Consider the following 16,068-nt stretch of genomic DNA (forward strand, 5'->3'; position numbering starts at 1 on the left):
CTGTACAAGGACACGCCGTAAACGGTGTACAACTGCGCACGCTCGCGCCCGGACCGAAGGGGGGCGCTAGTGCCGCGGCGAACCGACCTCAACCACGTGCTGGTGATCGGCTCGGGGCCGATCGTCATCGGGCAGGCCTGCGAGTTCGACTACTCCGGCACCCAGGCGTGTCGGGTCCTCAAGGCCGAGGGCCTGCAGGTGAGCCTGGTCAACTCCAACCCGGCCACCATCATGACCGACCCGGAGTACGCCGACCACACCTACGTCGAGCCCATCACCCCGGCCTTCGTCGAGCGGGTGATCGCCCAGCAGGCGCAGCGCGGCAACAGGATCGACGCGCTGCTGGCCACGCTGGGCGGGCAGACCGCGCTCAACACCGCCGTCGCGCTGTACGAGAGCGGGGCGCTGGAGCGCTACGGCGTCGAGCTCATCGGCGCCGACTTCGACGCCATCCAGCGTGGCGAGGACCGCCAGCGGTTCAAGGACATCGTCGCCAAGGTCGGCGGCGAATCCGCCGGCAGCCGAGTCTGTTTCACCATGGAAGAGGTCCGCGAGACGGTCGCCGAGCTTGGCCTGCCGGTGGTGGTGCGGCCCAGCTTCACCATGGGCGGGCTGGGCTCGGGCATGGCGCGATCGATCGATGAGGTCGACCGGATGGCCGGTGCCGGGCTGGCCGCGAGCCCCAGCGCCAACGTGCTCATCGAGGAATCGATCCACGGCTGGAAGGAATTCGAGCTCGAGCTGATGCGCGACGGCCACGACAACGTGGTGGTGGTGTGCTCGATCGAGAACGTCGACCCGATGGGCGTGCACACCGGCGACTCGGTCACCGTGGCGCCCGCCATGACGCTCACCGACCGGGAGTACCAGCGGATGCGCGACCTGGGCATCGCCATCCTGCGGGAGGTCGGCGTGGACACCGGCGGCTGCAACATCCAGTTCGCGGTCAACCCGCGTGACGGCCGGCTGATCGTGGTCGAGATGAACCCGCGGGTGTCACGGTCAAGTGCGTTGGCGTCCAAGGCCACCGGCTTCCCGATCGCCAAGATCGCCGCCAAGCTGGCCATCGGCTACACCCTGGACGAGATCGTCAACGACATCACCAAGGAAACCCCGGCCTGCTTCGAACCCACCCTGGACTACGTCGTGGTCAAGGCGCCGCGATTCGCGTTCGAGAAATTCCCCGGCGCCGACCCCACCCTGACCACCACGATGAAATCCGTCGGGGAGGCAATGTCGTTGGGCCGCAACTTCATCGAGGCGCTCGGCAAGGTGATGCGCTCCCTGGAGACCACCCGCGCCGGGTTCTGGACCAAGCCCGATCCCGACGGCGACCTCGGCGAGGTGCTGACCCGGCTGCAGACGCCCACCGAGGGCCGGCTCTACGACATCGAACTGGCGCTGCGGCTGGGCGCGTCGGTCGAGCAGGTGGCGGGGGCCAGTGGCGTCGACCCGTGGTTCGTCGCGCAGATCGGCGAGCTGGTCAAGCTGCGGGCCGAGCTGGCCGCCGCGCCCGTCCTTGATGCCGACCTGCTGCGGTGCGGCAAGCACAACGGCCTGTCGGACCGCCAGATCGCCGCGCTGCGACCGGAATTGGCCGGCGAGAACGGGGTGCGGTCGCTGCGCGAGCGCCTCGGCATCCACCCGGTGTACAAGACGGTGGACACCTGCGCCGCCGAGTTCGAGGCCAAGACGCCCTACCACTACAGCAGCTACGAGCTCGACCCGGCCGCCGAGAGCGAGGTCGCCCCGCAGGCCGAGAGGCCCAAGGTGCTGATCCTGGGATCCGGGCCCAACCGGATCGGCCAGGGCATCGAGTTCGACTACAGCTGCGTGCACGCGGCAACCACGTTGAGCCAGGCCGGTTTTGAGACCGTGATGGTCAACTGCAACCCGGAGACGGTGTCCACCGACTACGACACCGCCGACCGGCTCTACTTCGAGCCGCTGACGTTCGAGGACGTGCTCGAGGTGTTCCGCGCCGAAACCCAGTCGGGCGAGGGCGGCCCCGGTGTCGCGGGCGTGATCGTGCAGCTCGGCGGCCAGACCCCGCTCGGGCTGGCGCAACGGCTCTTCGACGCCGGCGTTCCGATCGTGGGCACCCCACCGGAGGCCATCGACCTGGCCGAGGACCGCGGCGCCTTCGGCGACGTGCTGGGCGCCGCCGGCCTGCCCGCGCCGAAGTACGGCACCGCAACGACTTTCGCGCAGGCCCGCCGCATCGCCGAAGACATCGGATACCCGGTGCTGGTGCGGCCGTCGTACGTGCTGGGTGGCCGCGGCATGGAGATCGTCTACGACGAGGAGACGCTGAAGGGCTACATCACCCGCGCCACCGAGCTCTCGCCCGAACACCCGGTGCTCGTCGACCGCTTCCTCGAGGACGCCGTCGAGATCGACGTCGACGCGCTGTGCGACGGCGCCGAGGTCTACATCGGCGGGATCATGGAGCATATCGAGGAGGCCGGCATCCACTCCGGCGACTCCGCCTGCGCGCTACCGCCGGTCACGCTGGGCCGCAGCGACATCGAGAAGGTCCGGAAAGCCACCGAGGCCATCGCGCACGGCATCGGCGTCGTCGGCCTGCTCAACGTGCAGTACGCCCTCAAGGACGACGTCCTCTACGTCCTGGAGGCCAACCCCCGCGCCAGCCGCACGGTCCCGTTCGTGTCCAAGGCCACCGCGATCCCGCTCGCCAAGGCGTGCGCCCGGATCATGTTGGGCGCCACCATTTCCCAGCTTCGCCACGAGGGACTGCTGGCGCCCGACGGGGACGGCGCCCACGCGCCGCCGCAGGCCCCGATCGCGGTCAAGGAGGCCGTGCTGCCGTTCCACCGCTTCCGCCGCGCCGACGGGGCGGCCATCGACTCCCTGCTCGGCCCGGAGATGAAGTCGACCGGCGAGGTGATGGGCATCGACCGCGACTTCGGCAGCGCCTTCGCCAAGAGCCAAACCGCCGCCTACGGATCGCTGCCGGCCCGCGGCACCGTATTCGTGTCCGTCGCCAACCGGGACAAAAGGTCACTGGTGTTCCCCGTCAAGCGGCTGGCCGACTTGGGATTTCGCGTCCTGGCCACCGAGGGAACCGCGGAGATGTTGCGCCGCAACGGGATTCCCTGCGACGAGGTCCGCAAGCACTTCGAGGAGCCACGGCCGGGCCGCCCCGCGGTGTCCGCGGTCGACGCCATCAAGGCCGGCGAGGTCGACATGGTGATCAATACCCCCTACGGCAACTCCGGTCCGCGCATCGACGGCTACGAGATCCGCTCGGCCGCCGTAAGCGTCAACATCCCCTGCGTCACGACGGTGCAGGGCGCGTCGGCCGCCGTGCAGGGCATCGAGGCCGGCATCCGCGGCGACATCGGCGTGCGGTCGCTGCAGGAGCTGCACAGCTCGATGGGCGGCCACCGGTGACCGGCTTCGGCGCCCGGCTGGCCGCGGCGAAGGCGGAACGCGGGCCGCTGTGCCTGGGCATCGACCCGCATCCCGAGCTGCTGCGGGCGTGGGACCTGCCGGCCACCGCCGACGGGCTGGCCGCGTTCTGCGACACCTGCGTCGAGGCGTTCTCCGGATTCGCCGTCGTCAAACCCCAGGTGGCGTTCTTCGAGGCCTACGGCGCCGCCGGATTCAGCGTGCTGGAACGCACCATCGCCGCGCTGCGCTCGGCCGGGGTGCTGGTGCTGGCCGACGCCAAGCGGGGGGACATCGGGACGACGATGGCCGGCTACGCGGCCGCCTGGGCGGGCGATTCGCCGCTGGCCGCCGACGCCGTGACCGCCTCCCCGTACCTCGGGTTCGGCTCCTTGCGGCCGCTGCTGGAAGCCGCGGCGGCACACGACCGGGGGGTGTTCGTGCTGGCGGCGACCTCCAACCCGGAGGGCGCGACCGTGCAACACGCCACCTTCGACGGCCGCACGGTGGCCCAGCTGATCGTCGACCAGGCGGCGGTGGTGAACAGGGAAGCGAACCGGTCGGCCAACCCGTCCGAGCCGGGATACGTCGGGGTGGTCGTCGGCGCGACGGTGTTCGAGCCGCCCGACGTCAGCGCCCTGGGCGGACCGGTGCTGGTGCCCGGCGTCGGGGCGCAGGGCGGGCGGCCCGAGGCGCTCGGCGGCCTGGGCGGGGCGGCGCCGGGCCAGCTGCTGCCCGCGGCGGCCCGCGAGATCCTGCGGGCCGGACCGGGCGTGCGGGACCTGCGGGCGGCGGCCCAACGGATGCTGGACGCCGTCGCGTACCTGTCCGGCCGGTAGGCGAGGGCGCTAAGCCGCGGCGAGACGGTGTCCGGGTTTGAGTGTGAGCCCACGGCGCTGCGTGCGAGCCCACGGCGGAGAAATCGCCCAAATCGCACCCTGGGCTCACACCGAAAGCCGTCAGCTCACACCGAAAGCCGTGGACGCAACGGCCGGACTTCAGTCCGAGGCTATTGCCGTGCTGGGCCGCGCGGTTTCGACGATGACGGTGGTGGCCTTGACGACGGCCACGGCGACGCTGCCGGGCTGCAGCTTCAGCTCGTCGGCGGCCTCGGTGCTCATCAGCGAGATGACGGTGAAGGGGCCGCACTGCATCTCGACCTGGGTCATCACTTTGTCGCTGACGACCTTGGTGACCAGCCCGACGAACCGGTTACGGGCCGAGCTACCGATGGCGAGCGGGTCCGGCGGCGGGGCGGGCGCGTTGGTGCGGGCAAACTCGGCCAGGTCCTCGCTGGCGATGACTTTGCGGCCGGCCGCGTCGTGACTGACCGCCAACGTGCCTTGGTTGATCCACCGTCGGACGGTGTCGTCGCTGACTCCCAGCAGCTCAGCCGCCTGACGGATCCGCAGGTTCGGCACGGCTCGATGGTAACTGATATTTGACTGCGTATTAGCTGAAACGTGGCTGGGCACGGCGGATCGCCAGGGCGCCGGCTTGCCCCCGGCCGGCGGCGCGACACGCGCGACACGTCACGAAAAATGCGTGATCCCTCGCACCCCGACTTGCGGCCGTCCGCCGTCGGCATCCGCGGCGGCCGCCACCGCGCCGCACCGCGCTCCCGATAAGCCCAAAACTGCTGGTAGAAGCCATGATTCAGGTTTGCGTGAGGGCGCCGCAGCCGTCGTTGCGGGGCGGTGTCCAGCCCTTGTCGGCGATGCCTCGAGGACCGCTTGCGGGGCCCACGCCCCGGTCCCACGCTGGGCATTTATCCCATTAACCAGGGGGTCGGGTTAGATTTCGTCAGGAAGCCTGAGTACGGTCATCTCCGCTGGCTGAAGTACCCGGCAGAGACAAGAAGAGATCGATGCGGATCGATTGATCAGATACGGAGGAATCGTGGCCCTTCCCCAGTTGACCGACGAGCAGCGCGCGGCCGCGTTGGAGAAGGCGGCTGCCGCCCGTCGAGCGCGAGCAGAGCTCAAGGACCGCCTCAAGCGCGGTGGCACCAACCTGACCCAAGTGCTCAAGGACGCCGAGACCGATGAAGTCCTGGGCAAGATGAAGGTGTCCGCGCTGCTTGAGGCGTTGCCGAAGGTGGGCAAGGTCAAGGCGCAGGAGATCATGACCGAGCTGGAAATCGCCCCCACCCGCCGCCTGCGCGGCCTCGGCGACCGGCAGCGCAAGGCACTGCTGGAAAAGTTCGGCTCCGCCTAACAGGCCCGGCCGATGCAGGCCGGAAGGCCTGAGGGCGTGCCGACCCAGGGGCGCCGGTGAGCGTCGGCGGAGGACCGGGCACGGGCCGTGTGGTCGTGCTGTCCGGTCCCTCCGCGGTCGGCAAGTCCTCTGTGGTCCGGTGCCTGCGCGAGCGGATTCCCAGCCTGCAGTTCAGCGTCTCGGCCACCACCCGGGCGCCGCGGCCGGGCGAGGTCGACGGCGTCGACTACCACTTCGTCAGTCCCGCCCGCTTCCAGCAACTGATCGACGAGGGCGCCCTGCTGGAGTGGGCCGAGATCCACGGCGGGCTACACCGATCGGGCACCCTGGCCGAGCCGGTGCGGGCCGCCGCCGCGGCCGGGCTTCCGGTGCTCATCGAGGTCGACCTGGCCGGGGCCAGGGCGGTCAAGAAGGCGATGCCCGAGGCCGTCACCGTCTTCCTGGCGCCGCCCAGCTGGGAGGACCTGGAGGCCAGGCTCGTCGGCCGCGGCACCGAGACACCAGAGGTGATGCGGCGGCGCCTGGAGACCGCTCGCGTCGAGATGGCGGCCCAAGACGACTTCGACGAGGTCGTGGTCAACAGTCGATTGGAGTCTGCGTGCGCCGAATTGGTATCCTTGCTGGTGGGAACTGCGCCAGGCCCGACATCGGGCGCCTAGCATTTCTAGCCGCTTCTAACCGTTTCGATGGCTTTTAACCGCCTTCAACCGCCGAGGAGATTGACCTAACGTGACTATTTCCCAGCCCGACGCGTCGCTGACCACCGTCCCTGCCGTGGATCAGTTCGATCCGTCGGCGGGCGGACAAGGCGCCTATGACACCCCGTTGGGCATCACCAACCCGCCCATCGACGAGCTGCTGGACCGCGTCTCGAGCAAATACGCCCTGGTGATCTATGCGGCCAAGCGGGCCCGGCAGATCAACGACTACTACAACCAGCTCGGCGAGGGCATCCTCGAATACGTCGGTCCGCTGGTCGAGCCCGGGCTGCAAGAGAAGCCGCTGTCCATCGCCTTGCGCGAGATCCACGCCGACCTGCTCGAACACACCGAGGGCGAGTAACGGGCGGGCCGGGGCGCGCTGTGGACGGTAAGCGGATCCCCAACCGGGTCCCCAAACAAGTCCCCAAACAAGTCATTGTCGGCGTCTCCGGGGGCATCGCCGCCTACAAGGCGTGCACCGTCGTTCGTCAGCTCGCCGAGGCGGGTCACGAGGTCCGTGTCGTCCCCACCGAATCCGCGCTGCGTTTCGTGGGGGCCGCCACCTTCGAGGCGCTCTCCGGCCAGCCGGTGCACACCGGCGTCTTCGAGGACGTCCGGGAGGTGCCGCACGTCCGCCTCGGCCAGCAGGCCGATCTGGTCGTGGTGGCGCCGGCCACCGCCGACCTGCTGGCCCGGGCGGTGCACGGCCGGGCCGACGACCTGCTCACCGCGACGCTGCTCACGGCCCGATGCCCGGTGTTGTTCGCGCCGGCGATGCACACCGAGATGTGGTTGCACCCGGCCACCGTCGACAACGTGGCCACGCTGCGCCGGCGTGGGGTGATCGTGCTCGAGCCCGCATTCGGGCGGCTCACCGGCACCGACAGCGGCCCGGGCAGGCTCCCCGAGGCCGAGGAGATCACCACGCTGGCCCACCTGCTGCTGGAGCGCCACGACGCGCTGCCCTACGACCTCGCCGGCTGGCGGCTCTTGGTGACCGCCGGCGGCACCCGTGAACCCATCGATCCCGTGCGTTTCATCGGCAACCGCAGCTCCGGCAAGCAGGGCTACGCGGTGGCGCGGGTCGCCGCCCAGCGCGGCGCCGAGGTCACGCTGATCGCCGGGCACACCGCCGGACTGATCGACCCCGCCGGTGTCCACGTCGTGCACGTCAGCTCGGCGGAACAGCTCGGCGACGCGGTGTCCAAGCACGCTCCCGAGGCGGACGTCCTGGTGATGGCGGCGGCGGTCGCCGACTTCCGGCCCGCGCGGGTCGCCGCCGCCAAGATCAAGAAGGGCCCGGGCGACCAGGACGAGCCGCCGCTGATCACCTTGGTGCGCAACGACGACGTGCTGGCGGGCGCGGTGCGGGCCCGCGCGCACGGGCAGCTGCCCAACATGCGGGCCATCGTGGGCTTCGCCGCCGAGACCGGCGACGCGAACGGCGACGTGTTGTTCCATGCCCGGGCGAAGCTGCGGCGCAAAGGCTGCGACCTGTTGGTGGTCAACGCCGTCGGCGAGAACAAGGCGTTCGAGGTGGACAGCAACGACGGCTGGCTGCTGGCGTCCGACGGCACCGAGTCGGCGCTGGAGCACGGCTCCAAGACGTTGATGGCCAGTCGTATCGTGGATGCGATCGTCGCGTTCCTGCACGGCGAGAACGGGTAGCGGGGTCCCGCTTCTGTGCGGCGCCTGGAGGGGTGCTGGACGATCCCTTGCTCGGGTGGCCGCGACCAAATACCGGCCGATATAATTCGGCTAACTAATTATTGGAAGGATTGAGACTGTGAGCGAAAAGGGTCGGCTGTTTACCAGTGAGTCGGTGACCGAGGGGCACCCCGACAAGATCTGTGACGCGATCAGCGACTCGGTCCTCGACGCGCTGCTGGCGCAGGACCCCCGCTCGCGTGTCGCGGTCGAGACGCTGGTCACCACGGGCCAGGTGCACGTGGTGGGCGAGGTGACGACGACGGCGAAGGAGGCGTTCGCCGACATCACCAACACCGTGCGCGAGCGCATCCTGGAGATCGGCTACGACTCGTCGGAGAAGGGCTTCGACGGGGCGTCGTGCGGGGTGAACATCGGCATCGGCGCGCAATCGCCCGACATCGCCCAGGGCGTCGACACCGCCCACGAGGCCCGCGTCGAGGGCGCGGCGGACCCGCTGGACGCGCAGGGCGCCGGCGACCAGGGCCTGATGTTCGGCTACGCGATCAACGACACCCCGGAACTGATGCCGCTGCCGATCGCGCTGGCCCACCGCCTGTCGCGGCGGCTGACCGAGGTCCGCAAGAACGGCGTGCTGCCCTACCTGCGTCCCGACGGCAAGACGCAGGTCACCATCGCCTACGAGGACGACGTTCCGGTCGCACTCGACACCGTGGTCATCTCCACCCAGCACGCGGCCGACGTCGACCTGGAGCACACGCTGACCCCCGACGTCCGGGAGAAGGTGCTCAACACCGTGCTCGACGACCTGGCCCACGACACGCTGGACACCTCGTCGACCCGGTTGCTGATCAACCCGACGGGCAAGTTCGTGCTCGGCGGACCGATGGGCGACGCGGGGCTGACCGGCCGCAAGATCATCGTCGACACCTACGGCGGCTGGGCCCGGCACGGCGGCGGCGCCTTCTCCGGCAAGGATCCGTCCAAGGTGGACCGGTCGGCGGCGTACGCGATGCGCTGGGTGGCCAAGAACATCGTCGCCGCCGGGCTGGCGGAGCGGGTCGAGGTGCAGGTGGCCTACGCCATCGGCAAGGCCGCCCCCGTCGGCCTGTTCGTCGAGACCTTCGGAACCGCCACGGTCGATCCGGTCAAGATCGAGAAGATCGTGCCCGAGGTCTTCGACCTGCGGCCCGGCGCGATCATCCGCGACCTGGACCTGCTGCGCCCGATTTACGCGCAGACGGCCGCCTACGGGCACTTCGGCCGCACCGACATCGATCTGCCGTGGGAGCGGCTCGACAAGGTCGACGACCTCAAGCGCGCCGTCTAGTTCCTTTGGCGAGCAGTCGCAGAATCGCACGCGCGGGGCCCGCGCAGTGCGATTCTGCGACTGCTCGCGCTAGGCGGTGAACCGGTAGTCGTCGAGGTCGAAGCGCCGGCTGCGCCAGTAGGCCTCCAGCGTGGTGGTGGGGCGCAGCGGCACGTCGCCGTTCTTGTCGAAGTAGTAGCTGTTGGCCAGCCGGCAGCTGTCCTGCCAGAACACCTGCCGATGCCGCCGGCGCATTACCTCGGCGAAGTACCGGGCGTTGGCTTCCTCGGTCACCTCCACGCGGGTGGCGGAGGCGCGCCGGGCCCGCTTCAGGCACCGCACGATGTGGTGGGTCTGCGTCTCGATGAGCGCGAAATACGACGAGCCAACGTAGCCGTACGGGCCGAACACGGTGAACATGTTCGGGAAACCCGGAACGCTGACGCCCTCGTAGGCCTGCAGCCGCTGGTCGTCCCAGAACCGGCTCAAGGACCGGCCGCAGCTTCCGGTGACCGAAAAGGTGGGGACGTTGTCGGTGTCCATCACCTTGAAGCCGGTCGCCAGCACCAGCACGTCGATCTCGTGGCTTTCGCCGTCGGTGGTGGTCACCGCGCGCGGCGTGATCTTGTCGATCGGCTCGGTGACCAGCCGCACGTTGTCGCGGTTGAAGGTGGCCAGGTAGCCGTTGTGGAAGCCGGGCCGTTTGCAGCCGACGGCGTAGCGCGGGGTGAGTCGCTCGCGCACCGTCGGGTCGTGGACCTGTTGCCGCAGATAGGCCAGCCCGGCCGATTCCATCCTCTTGGCGAGCGGGAACACCGTGAAGTAGTGCGCCGCGATCGGGAAGGTCAGCTCGACGAACGCCTGGCTGAGTGTCCGCTGGACCAGGTTGCCGCCGGGAATCCGCATCGCCCAGCGGGCCGGCGCCGGCAACGGGACATCCAGCTTGGGAAAGCACCAGATCGGGGTGCGCTGGAATACGGTGAGGCGCTTGACAATCGGCGCGATCTCGGGAATGACCTGCACGGCCGAGGCTCCGGTCCCGATGATCCCGACGCGCTTGCCGGTCAGGTCCTGGCCGTGGTCCCACCGCGCGGTGTGCATGGTGATGCCGGCGAAGGAGTCCACGCCGTCGATGTCGGGCAGGTTCGGCACGGTGAGCACGCCGCTGGCGCCGATCAGGAATCTGGCCGTAATCTCCCCGCCGGGATCGGTCTGCACGCGCCACAAAGACCGCTCGTCGTCGAACTCGGCGGCTAGCACCTTGGTGTTGAACCGGATCCGTGACCGGAGCCCGTATTTGTCGACGCAGTGCTCGGCGTAGGCCTTCAGCTCGCGCCCCGGCGCGTAGGTGCGCGACCAGTGCGGGCTCTGCTCGAAGGAGAACTGGTAGGAGAACGACGGAATGTCCACGGCGATACCGGGATAGGTGTTCCAGTGCCAGGTGCCGCCGACCCCGTCGCCGGCTTCGACCAGCAGGTAATCGGGGAGCCCGGCTTTGTCCAGCTTGATCGCGGCGCCGATGCCGGAGAATCCGGCGCCGACGATCAGGGTGTGGTGGTCGGGGGTTCTCATGGGCGCCCGCTTGCGATGACGTGCACCCCGCGCCTGGGTCGCAGGGTCATCGTCGCCTCGAGTTCGACGGGATGGCCGGGCATGAGGGACGATCCCCGTCCAGCGGGCGAAAACGGTTGGGGCCGAAGGCTTCCGGGTCGGGCCGCCAGCGCGGGCCGCGCCGGATGCGGTGCGTCCCGATGACGTCGTCGTCGATGGCCCGCCGCGCGATGATCCACACGGCGGAGAAGTAGCGCCGCGCTTCGTGCAGCCGCCCGGCGGTGAGGGTCGCCATGACTCCACTGTATGGATGACGCGGGCGTGGCGCCCAGCGGGTGTTCACGCCGCGGCTGAGCGAGCCTAGGGGTGCAGCGCCTTCTTCAGCGCCGCCAGCCCGCGGTTGGTGGCCTCGGCGGCGGCGGGTATCACCAGGGCGAAGCTGGCGTAGCCGTGCACCAGGGTTGGCTCGTTGCTGAGTTCGGCGGGCACGCCCGCGGCGTTCAGCAGCTCGGCGTAGCGGGCCCCGTCGTCGCGCAGCGGATCATGTTCGGCGGTCCCGACGTAGGCGGGCGGCAGACCGGATAGATCGGCGGCATTGGCCGGGGCCAGCGTGCTGGGCAAGGCCCTCGGGTCGGCGATGTCGAGGTCGGGCAGGTACCAGGTCAAAAAGGCGTCGATGACGTCGCGGTCCAGGATCGGCGCGTCGGCGTTCTCGATGAACGACGGCAGGGACAGGTCCGCGGTGACCACCGGATACCACAGCAGTTGGAAGGCCAGCGCCGGCCCGCCGTTATCGCGGGCCAGCTGCGCCATGACCGCGGCGAGGTTGCCGCCCGCCGAGTCGCCCGCGACGGCGATCCGGTCCGGGTCACCGCCCAGCTCGGCGGCGTGCTCACCGACCCATCGCAACGCGGCCCAGCAGTCATTCACCCCCGCCGGAAACGGATGCTCGGGGGCCAGCCGGTAATCGACGGACACCACGATGGCCTCCGCGCCCGTGGCGTGGCCCCGGGCCAGGGGGTCGTGGGTGTCCAGGTCGCCGAGCGAGAATCCGCCGCCGTGGTAGAACACGACGACCGGCAAGGCCGCGTCGTCGCGGGGCGGCCAGTAGATCCGAACGGGGATGTCGGTGAGGTCGCCGTGACCGATCGACCGCTCTTCGATCCGCAGGTCGGGAAGCATTTCCGGGGGCACCTTGAGCTGCCGCAGCCGCGAGCGTGCCACCTCGACGCCGTCGGCCGCGTTGAAGGTCATCGGGAACGTGTCCAGCAACGTCTTGAGCGTCGGATCGATGTCCGGTCGGGCGATGGTCGGCTCGATCATGGGGTTCACCGTACGCTTCGGCTCTACCCGTGCAGCGCATTCCGCAACGCCGCGAGCCCGCGCTCCAGCCCCGCGGTGGCCGCGGGCACCACGCCGGCGTAGCCGAGGTAGCCGTGCACCATCGTCTCGGCGTTGTGCACCTGGACGGGGACGCCGGCGGCGGCCAGCAGCTCGCCGTACCGGATGCCGTCGTCGCGCAACGGGTCGTGACCGGCGACGCCGATGTAGGCCGGCGGCAGGTTCGCCAGGCTTTTCGCCCGCCCCGGCGCCATGCCCGGGGGCGGGTCGGACAGGTCGACTTCGCCTGCGTACCAACGGGAGAACGCGGCGATGGCCCTGGCGTCGAGGATCGGGGCGGTGGCGTTTTCGGTGAAGGACGGCAGCGACGGGTCCCACAGCGTGGAGGGATACCACAACAGCTGGAACGCGATCGGCGGGCCCGCGTTATCCCGGGCCAGTTGCGCCGTCGCCGCCGCGATGGTCCCGCCGGCCGAATCCCCGGCGACGGCCAGCCGGGCGGTGTCGGCGCCGATCTCGGGACCGCGCTCGGCGGCCCAGAGCGTTGCGGCCCAAGCGTCTTCGACGGCGGCCGGGTAGGGGTGCTCGGGCGCCAGCCGGTAGTCGACGGACACCACGATCGCGTCGGCGCCGACGGTGTGCTGGCGACACGAGCCGTCGTGGGTGTCCAGGTCGCCCACGACGAAACCGCCACCGTGGAAATACAGGACGACGGGTGCGCCGTCACCGGGATCGGTTGGCGGCCAATAGATCCGGATGTCGACGGGGCCGGCGGGACCCGGGATGGCCCGGTCCTCGACGCGCAGCTCGGGGTGCACCGGCCGGCGCGGCAGGTCGCGGAGCCGTTGCCGCGCCGCGTCGACACCATCGTCGGTTGTTAACCGAAAGGGAACCGCATCCAGTACCTTCAGCAGGATGGGGTCGATAGCGGGTTTCTCGTCGGCTGTCCTGTCCAAGCTGGGCATGGAAGTACCGTACGCACCTCGCCTGGTGGCCGGCGGCTGGGTGCTGGCCGGCTGGGCGGGCGTCGGCTACGGCGTCTACTTGACCGTGCTCGCGTTGCGCTCCCCGCCGGGAGCGGAATTGACCGGGCACTGGATCCTGCAGCCGCCGTTCAAGGCGTCGATGGCATTGTTGCTGGCCGTCGCCGCGGTGGCGCATCCCGTCGTCCGCGAGCGGCGGTGGCTGATGCCGGCGCTGCTCTTGTCGGCCATGGGCGACTGGCTGTTGGCGATCCCGTGGTGGACGCTGTCATTCGGCTTCGGGCTGGTGGCATTCCTGTTGGCGCACTTGTGTTTCCTGGGCGCGCTGCTCCCGCTGGCGCGGCCGTCGCGGGTGCGCCTGGCCGCCGTCGCCCTGGTGTGCCTGATGTCGGTGTCGTTGTTGGCGTGGTTCTGGCCCCACCTGGGCCGGGACAAGCTGACGATTCCGGTGACGGTCTACATCCTCGCGCTGACCGCGATGGTATGCGCGGCGCTGCTGGCCGACCTGCCGACGATCTGGACGGCGGTGGGGGCGGTGTGTTTCGCGGTGTCGGACACGATGATCGCCATCGGCCGTTTCGTCCTGTACAACGACGCGTTGGCGGTGCCGATCTGGTGGATGTACGTCGCCGCGCAGGTGCTGATAACGGCCGGCTTCTTCTTCGGTCGAGAGGAACCCGACTACGCGCCGGAGCCCGAGCCTGACGAATACGAGGGCTAGTTGTCGGTCCTCGGCGGTACGGTGTGCCCCGAGATGAACATGTTGGCTAGCAAGGTATCTCGGGTACCGTGACGCGGACCGGTGCCGCACGCACGCCCGCCTGCGGGGCGCCGATCGCCCGGGTGCTGCCCATGCTGTCGGTGCCGCACCTGGATCGCGAGTTCGACTACCTGGTGTCGGCCGAGCAGTCCGGCGATGCCCAGCCCGGGGTGCGGGTGCGGGTCCGGTTCCACGGCCGGCTGGTCGACGGGTTCGTGTTGGAGCGGCGCGATGACACCGACCACACCGGCAAACTGGGCTGGCTCGACCGCGTCGTGTCGCCCGAACCGGTGCTCACCGCGGAAATCCGTCGGCTGGTCGACGCGGTCGCGGCGCGCTACGCCGGGACCCGGCCGGACGTGTTGCGGCTGGCGGTGCCGCCCCGACACGCCAGGGTGGAGCGGGAACCCGCGGCGATCCTTCCGCTGCCGGTCGTCAAGCCGGTCGATCCGTCGGGCTGGGACGTTTACGGCCGCGGCGGGCAGTTCCTGGCCGCGCTGGCCGAGTCCCGCGCCGCCCGGGCCGTCTGGCAGGCGCTACCGGGCGAGCAGTGGGCGGACCGGCTCGCCGAGGCCGCCGCGCAAACCGTCCGGACGGGACGCTCCGCGCTGGCAATCGTGCCCGATCAGCGGGATCTGGACGCGCTGTGGCGGGCCGCGACGGCCCACGTCGACGCCAACAGCGTGGTAGCGCTGTCGGCGGGGCTCGGGCCGGCCGCCCGCTACCGGCGTTGGCTTGCGGCGCTGCGGGGCGCGGCGCGGTTGGTGATCGGCACCCGCAGTGCGGTGTTCGCGCCGCTGAGCGACCTGGGATTGGTCATGGTGTGGGCCGACGCCGACGACACCCTGGCCGAGCCGCGGGCGCCGTACCCGCATGCCCGCGAGGTGGCGATGCTGCGGGCGCACCAGGCGCAATGCGCGGCGCTGATCGGTGGCTACGCGAGGACCGCCGAGGCCCAGGTATTGGTGCGCGGCGGGTGGGCGCACGACATCGTCGCGGCACGGCCAGTGGTGCGGGCCCGCACGCCGCGGGTGGTCGCGCTCGACGACAGCGGATACGCCGAGGAACGCGACCCGGCGGCGCGCACCGCGCGGCTTCCGTCCATCGCGCTGCGCACGGCTCGCTCGGCGCTGGAGACCGGGGCGCCGGTGCTGGTGCAGGTGCCGCGGCGCGGGTATGTGCCTTCGCTGGCCTGCGCGCGTTGCCGCGCCATCGTCCGCTGCCGGCACTGCACCGGTCCGCTGTCGCTGCAGGAGCGGGGCGCCCTCGGTGCCGTCTGCCGCTGGTGCGGCCGGGTGGACCCGACGCTGCGGTGCGCGCGCTGCGGATCGGACGCGGTGCGCGCGGTGGTCGTCGGGGCCCGGCGGACGGCCGAAGAGCTCGGCCGGGCGTTCGCCGGCACGGCGGTCATCACCTCGGCGGGCGACGCCATCGTGCCGGAGGTCGCCGCCCGGCCGGCCCTGGTCGTCGCCACGCCGGGTGCCGAACCCCGCGCGGCGGGCGGCTACGGGGCGGCCCTGCTGCTCGACACGTGGGCGCTGCTGGGCCGGCAGGATTTGCGCGCGGCCGAGGACGCGCTGTGGCGCTGGATGACCGCGGCCGCCCTGGTGCGTGCCCGCGGCGACGGCGGCGTGGTGCTGGTGGTCGCCGAATCGTCCATTCCCACAGTGCAATCGCTGATCCGGTGGGACCCCGTGGGGCATGCGGAAGCCGAGCTCACCGCCCGCACCGAGGTCGGCCTGCCGCCCGGTGTGCACATGGCGGCCGTCGACGGCAGCTACGAGGCCGTGATGGCTCTGCTCGACGAGGCGCGGTTGCCCGACCAGGACGCCTTGCAAGCCGACCTGCTCGGCCCGGTGGACCTGCCGCCCGGGGTGCGCCGTCCCGTCGGGACCCCCGCCGACGCGCCGGCCATCAGGATGCTAGTCCGGGTCCGCCGCGAGCACGGCCTGGCGCTGGCGGCGGCGCTGCGCCGCGGCGTGGGCGTGCTCAGCGCCCGGCAAAACCACGAACCGGTCCGGGTCCAGATGGACTCGCTGCATATCGGATAGCCGGCCGCACCCAACCATGTCCCGCAACGATAGTTTTCGTGGGAAACAATTCCTGGATACGACATTAAGGCTTGTT

14 protein-coding genes are annotated in these 16,068 nt (G+C 70.5%); 9 read left to right on the forward strand and 5 right to left on the reverse strand.

The window, feature by feature from the left end; all coding sequences use genetic code 11:
- Positions 1-69 precede the first annotated feature (69 nt).
- Both carB and pyrF read left to right on the forward strand, forming a co-directional pair.
- Entirely contained in the window at positions 70-3,414 is a 3,345-nt protein-coding gene (carB, locus tag K3U93_RS09955) for a carbamoyl-phosphate synthase large subunit (RefSeq protein ID WP_083010845.1), read from the forward strand.
- Entirely contained in the window at positions 3,411-4,250 is an 840-nt protein-coding gene (pyrF, locus tag K3U93_RS09960) for an orotidine-5'-phosphate decarboxylase (protein WP_071512867.1), read from the forward strand. The genes carB and pyrF overlap by 4 nt, the downstream gene beginning before the upstream one ends.
- A gap of 159 nt (positions 4,251-4,409) precedes the next feature.
- Here pyrF and K3U93_RS09965 read toward each other — a convergent pair whose 3' ends face one another.
- Positions 4,410-4,832: a TOBE domain-containing protein gene (locus tag K3U93_RS09965; protein ID WP_071512868.1), complete on the reverse strand. Its 423-nt coding sequence runs from the start codon at positions 4,830-4,832 to the stop codon at positions 4,410-4,412.
- Positions 4,833-5,310: 478 nt separating this feature from the next.
- On the opposite strand from K3U93_RS09965, the gene mihF reads away from it, so the two are divergent.
- The 5 genes from mihF to metK all read left to right on the forward strand — a co-directional run bounded on the left by mihF (position 5,311) and on the right by metK (position 9,327).
- Positions 5,311-5,628, forward strand: coding sequence for an integration host factor, actinobacterial type (gene mihF, locus K3U93_RS09970; RefSeq protein ID WP_015355818.1), 318 nt, complete (start codon positions 5,311-5,313; stop codon positions 5,626-5,628).
- A 56-nt stretch (positions 5,629-5,684) separates the two neighbouring features.
- Positions 5,685-6,287, forward strand: coding sequence for a guanylate kinase (gene gmk, locus K3U93_RS09975; RefSeq protein ID WP_083010846.1), 603 nt, complete (start codon positions 5,685-5,687; stop codon positions 6,285-6,287).
- 70 nt (positions 6,288-6,357) lie between these two features.
- The gene (gene rpoZ, locus K3U93_RS09980) at positions 6,358-6,690 is read left to right on the forward strand and encodes a DNA-directed RNA polymerase subunit omega (protein WP_071512870.1); all 333 of its coding nucleotides are present in this window, start codon (positions 6,358-6,360) and stop codon (positions 6,688-6,690) included.
- Positions 6,691-6,725: 35 nt separating this feature from the next.
- Positions 6,726-7,997: a bifunctional phosphopantothenoylcysteine decarboxylase/phosphopantothenate--cysteine ligase CoaBC gene (gene coaBC / locus K3U93_RS09985; RefSeq protein ID WP_083010908.1), complete on the forward strand. Its 1,272-nt coding sequence runs from the start codon at positions 6,726-6,728 to the stop codon at positions 7,995-7,997.
- 118 nt (positions 7,998-8,115) lie between these two features.
- Positions 8,116-9,327: a methionine adenosyltransferase gene (gene metK / locus K3U93_RS09990; protein ID WP_071512871.1), complete on the forward strand. Its 1,212-nt coding sequence runs from the start codon at positions 8,116-8,118 to the stop codon at positions 9,325-9,327.
- A 69-nt stretch (positions 9,328-9,396) separates the two neighbouring features.
- On the opposite strand, the gene K3U93_RS09995 is transcribed toward metK, so the two are convergent.
- The 4 genes from K3U93_RS09995 to K3U93_RS10010 all read right to left on the reverse strand — a co-directional run bounded on the left by K3U93_RS09995 (position 9,397) and on the right by K3U93_RS10010 (position 13,163).
- Positions 9,397-10,878 (reverse strand): flavin-containing monooxygenase, encoded by a 1,482-nt coding sequence (locus K3U93_RS09995; RefSeq protein WP_083010847.1) that lies wholly within the window; start codon positions 10,876-10,878, stop codon positions 9,397-9,399.
- Positions 10,879-10,924: 46 nt separating this feature from the next.
- On the reverse strand, positions 10,925-11,152 hold the full coding sequence (locus K3U93_RS10000) for a hypothetical protein (protein WP_083010848.1): 228 nt from the start codon (positions 11,150-11,152) through the stop codon (positions 10,925-10,927).
- 65 nt (positions 11,153-11,217) lie between these two features.
- On the reverse strand, positions 11,218-12,180 hold the full coding sequence (locus K3U93_RS10005) for an alpha/beta hydrolase (protein WP_083010849.1): 963 nt from the start codon (positions 12,178-12,180) through the stop codon (positions 11,218-11,220).
- Between the two features lie 23 nt (positions 12,181-12,203).
- On the reverse strand, positions 12,204-13,163 hold the full coding sequence (locus K3U93_RS10010) for an alpha/beta hydrolase (RefSeq protein WP_083010850.1): 960 nt from the start codon (positions 13,161-13,163) through the stop codon (positions 12,204-12,206).
- Here K3U93_RS10010 and K3U93_RS10015 point away from each other — a divergent pair.
- A complete protein-coding gene (locus K3U93_RS10015; protein WP_083010851.1) occupies positions 13,162-13,902 on the forward strand; it encodes a lysoplasmalogenase in 741 nt (246 codons plus the stop codon). The genes K3U93_RS10010 and K3U93_RS10015 overlap by 2 nt on opposite strands.
- Positions 13,903-14,033: 131 nt before the next feature.
- Positions 14,034-15,992 (forward strand): primosomal protein N', encoded by a 1,959-nt coding sequence (locus K3U93_RS10020; RefSeq protein ID WP_083010909.1) that lies wholly within the window; start codon positions 14,034-14,036, stop codon positions 15,990-15,992.
- Positions 15,993-16,068 lie beyond the last annotated feature (76 nt).

Origin of the sequence: Mycobacterium malmoense (assembly GCF_019645855.1) — a bacterium.
Taxonomy (GTDB): domain Bacteria; phylum Actinomycetota; class Actinomycetes; order Mycobacteriales; family Mycobacteriaceae; genus Mycobacterium; species Mycobacterium malmoense.

Bases quoted from the DNA above. Each gene is read 5' to 3' on its own strand.
- K3U93_RS10005 (WP_083010849.1), bottom strand. From the start codon at position 12,180: ATGATCGAGCCGACCATCGCCCGACCGGACATCGATCCGACGCTCAAG.
- K3U93_RS10015 (WP_083010851.1), top strand. From the start codon at position 13,162: ATGGAAGTACCGTACGCACCTCGCCTGGTGGCCGGCGGCTGGGTGCTG.
- K3U93_RS10020 (WP_083010909.1), top strand. From the start codon at position 14,034: ATGCTGTCGGTGCCGCACCTGGATCGCGAGTTCGACTACCTGGTGTCG.
- K3U93_RS10000 (WP_083010848.1), bottom strand. From the start codon at position 11,152: ATGGCGACCCTCACCGCCGGGCGGCTGCACGAAGCGCGGCGCTACTTC.
- K3U93_RS10010 (WP_083010850.1), bottom strand. From the start codon at position 13,163: ATGCCCAGCTTGGACAGGACAGCCGACGAGAAACCCGCTATCGACCCC.
- K3U93_RS09995 (WP_083010847.1), bottom strand. From the start codon at position 10,878: ATGAGAACCCCCGACCACCACACCCTGATCGTCGGCGCCGGATTCTCC.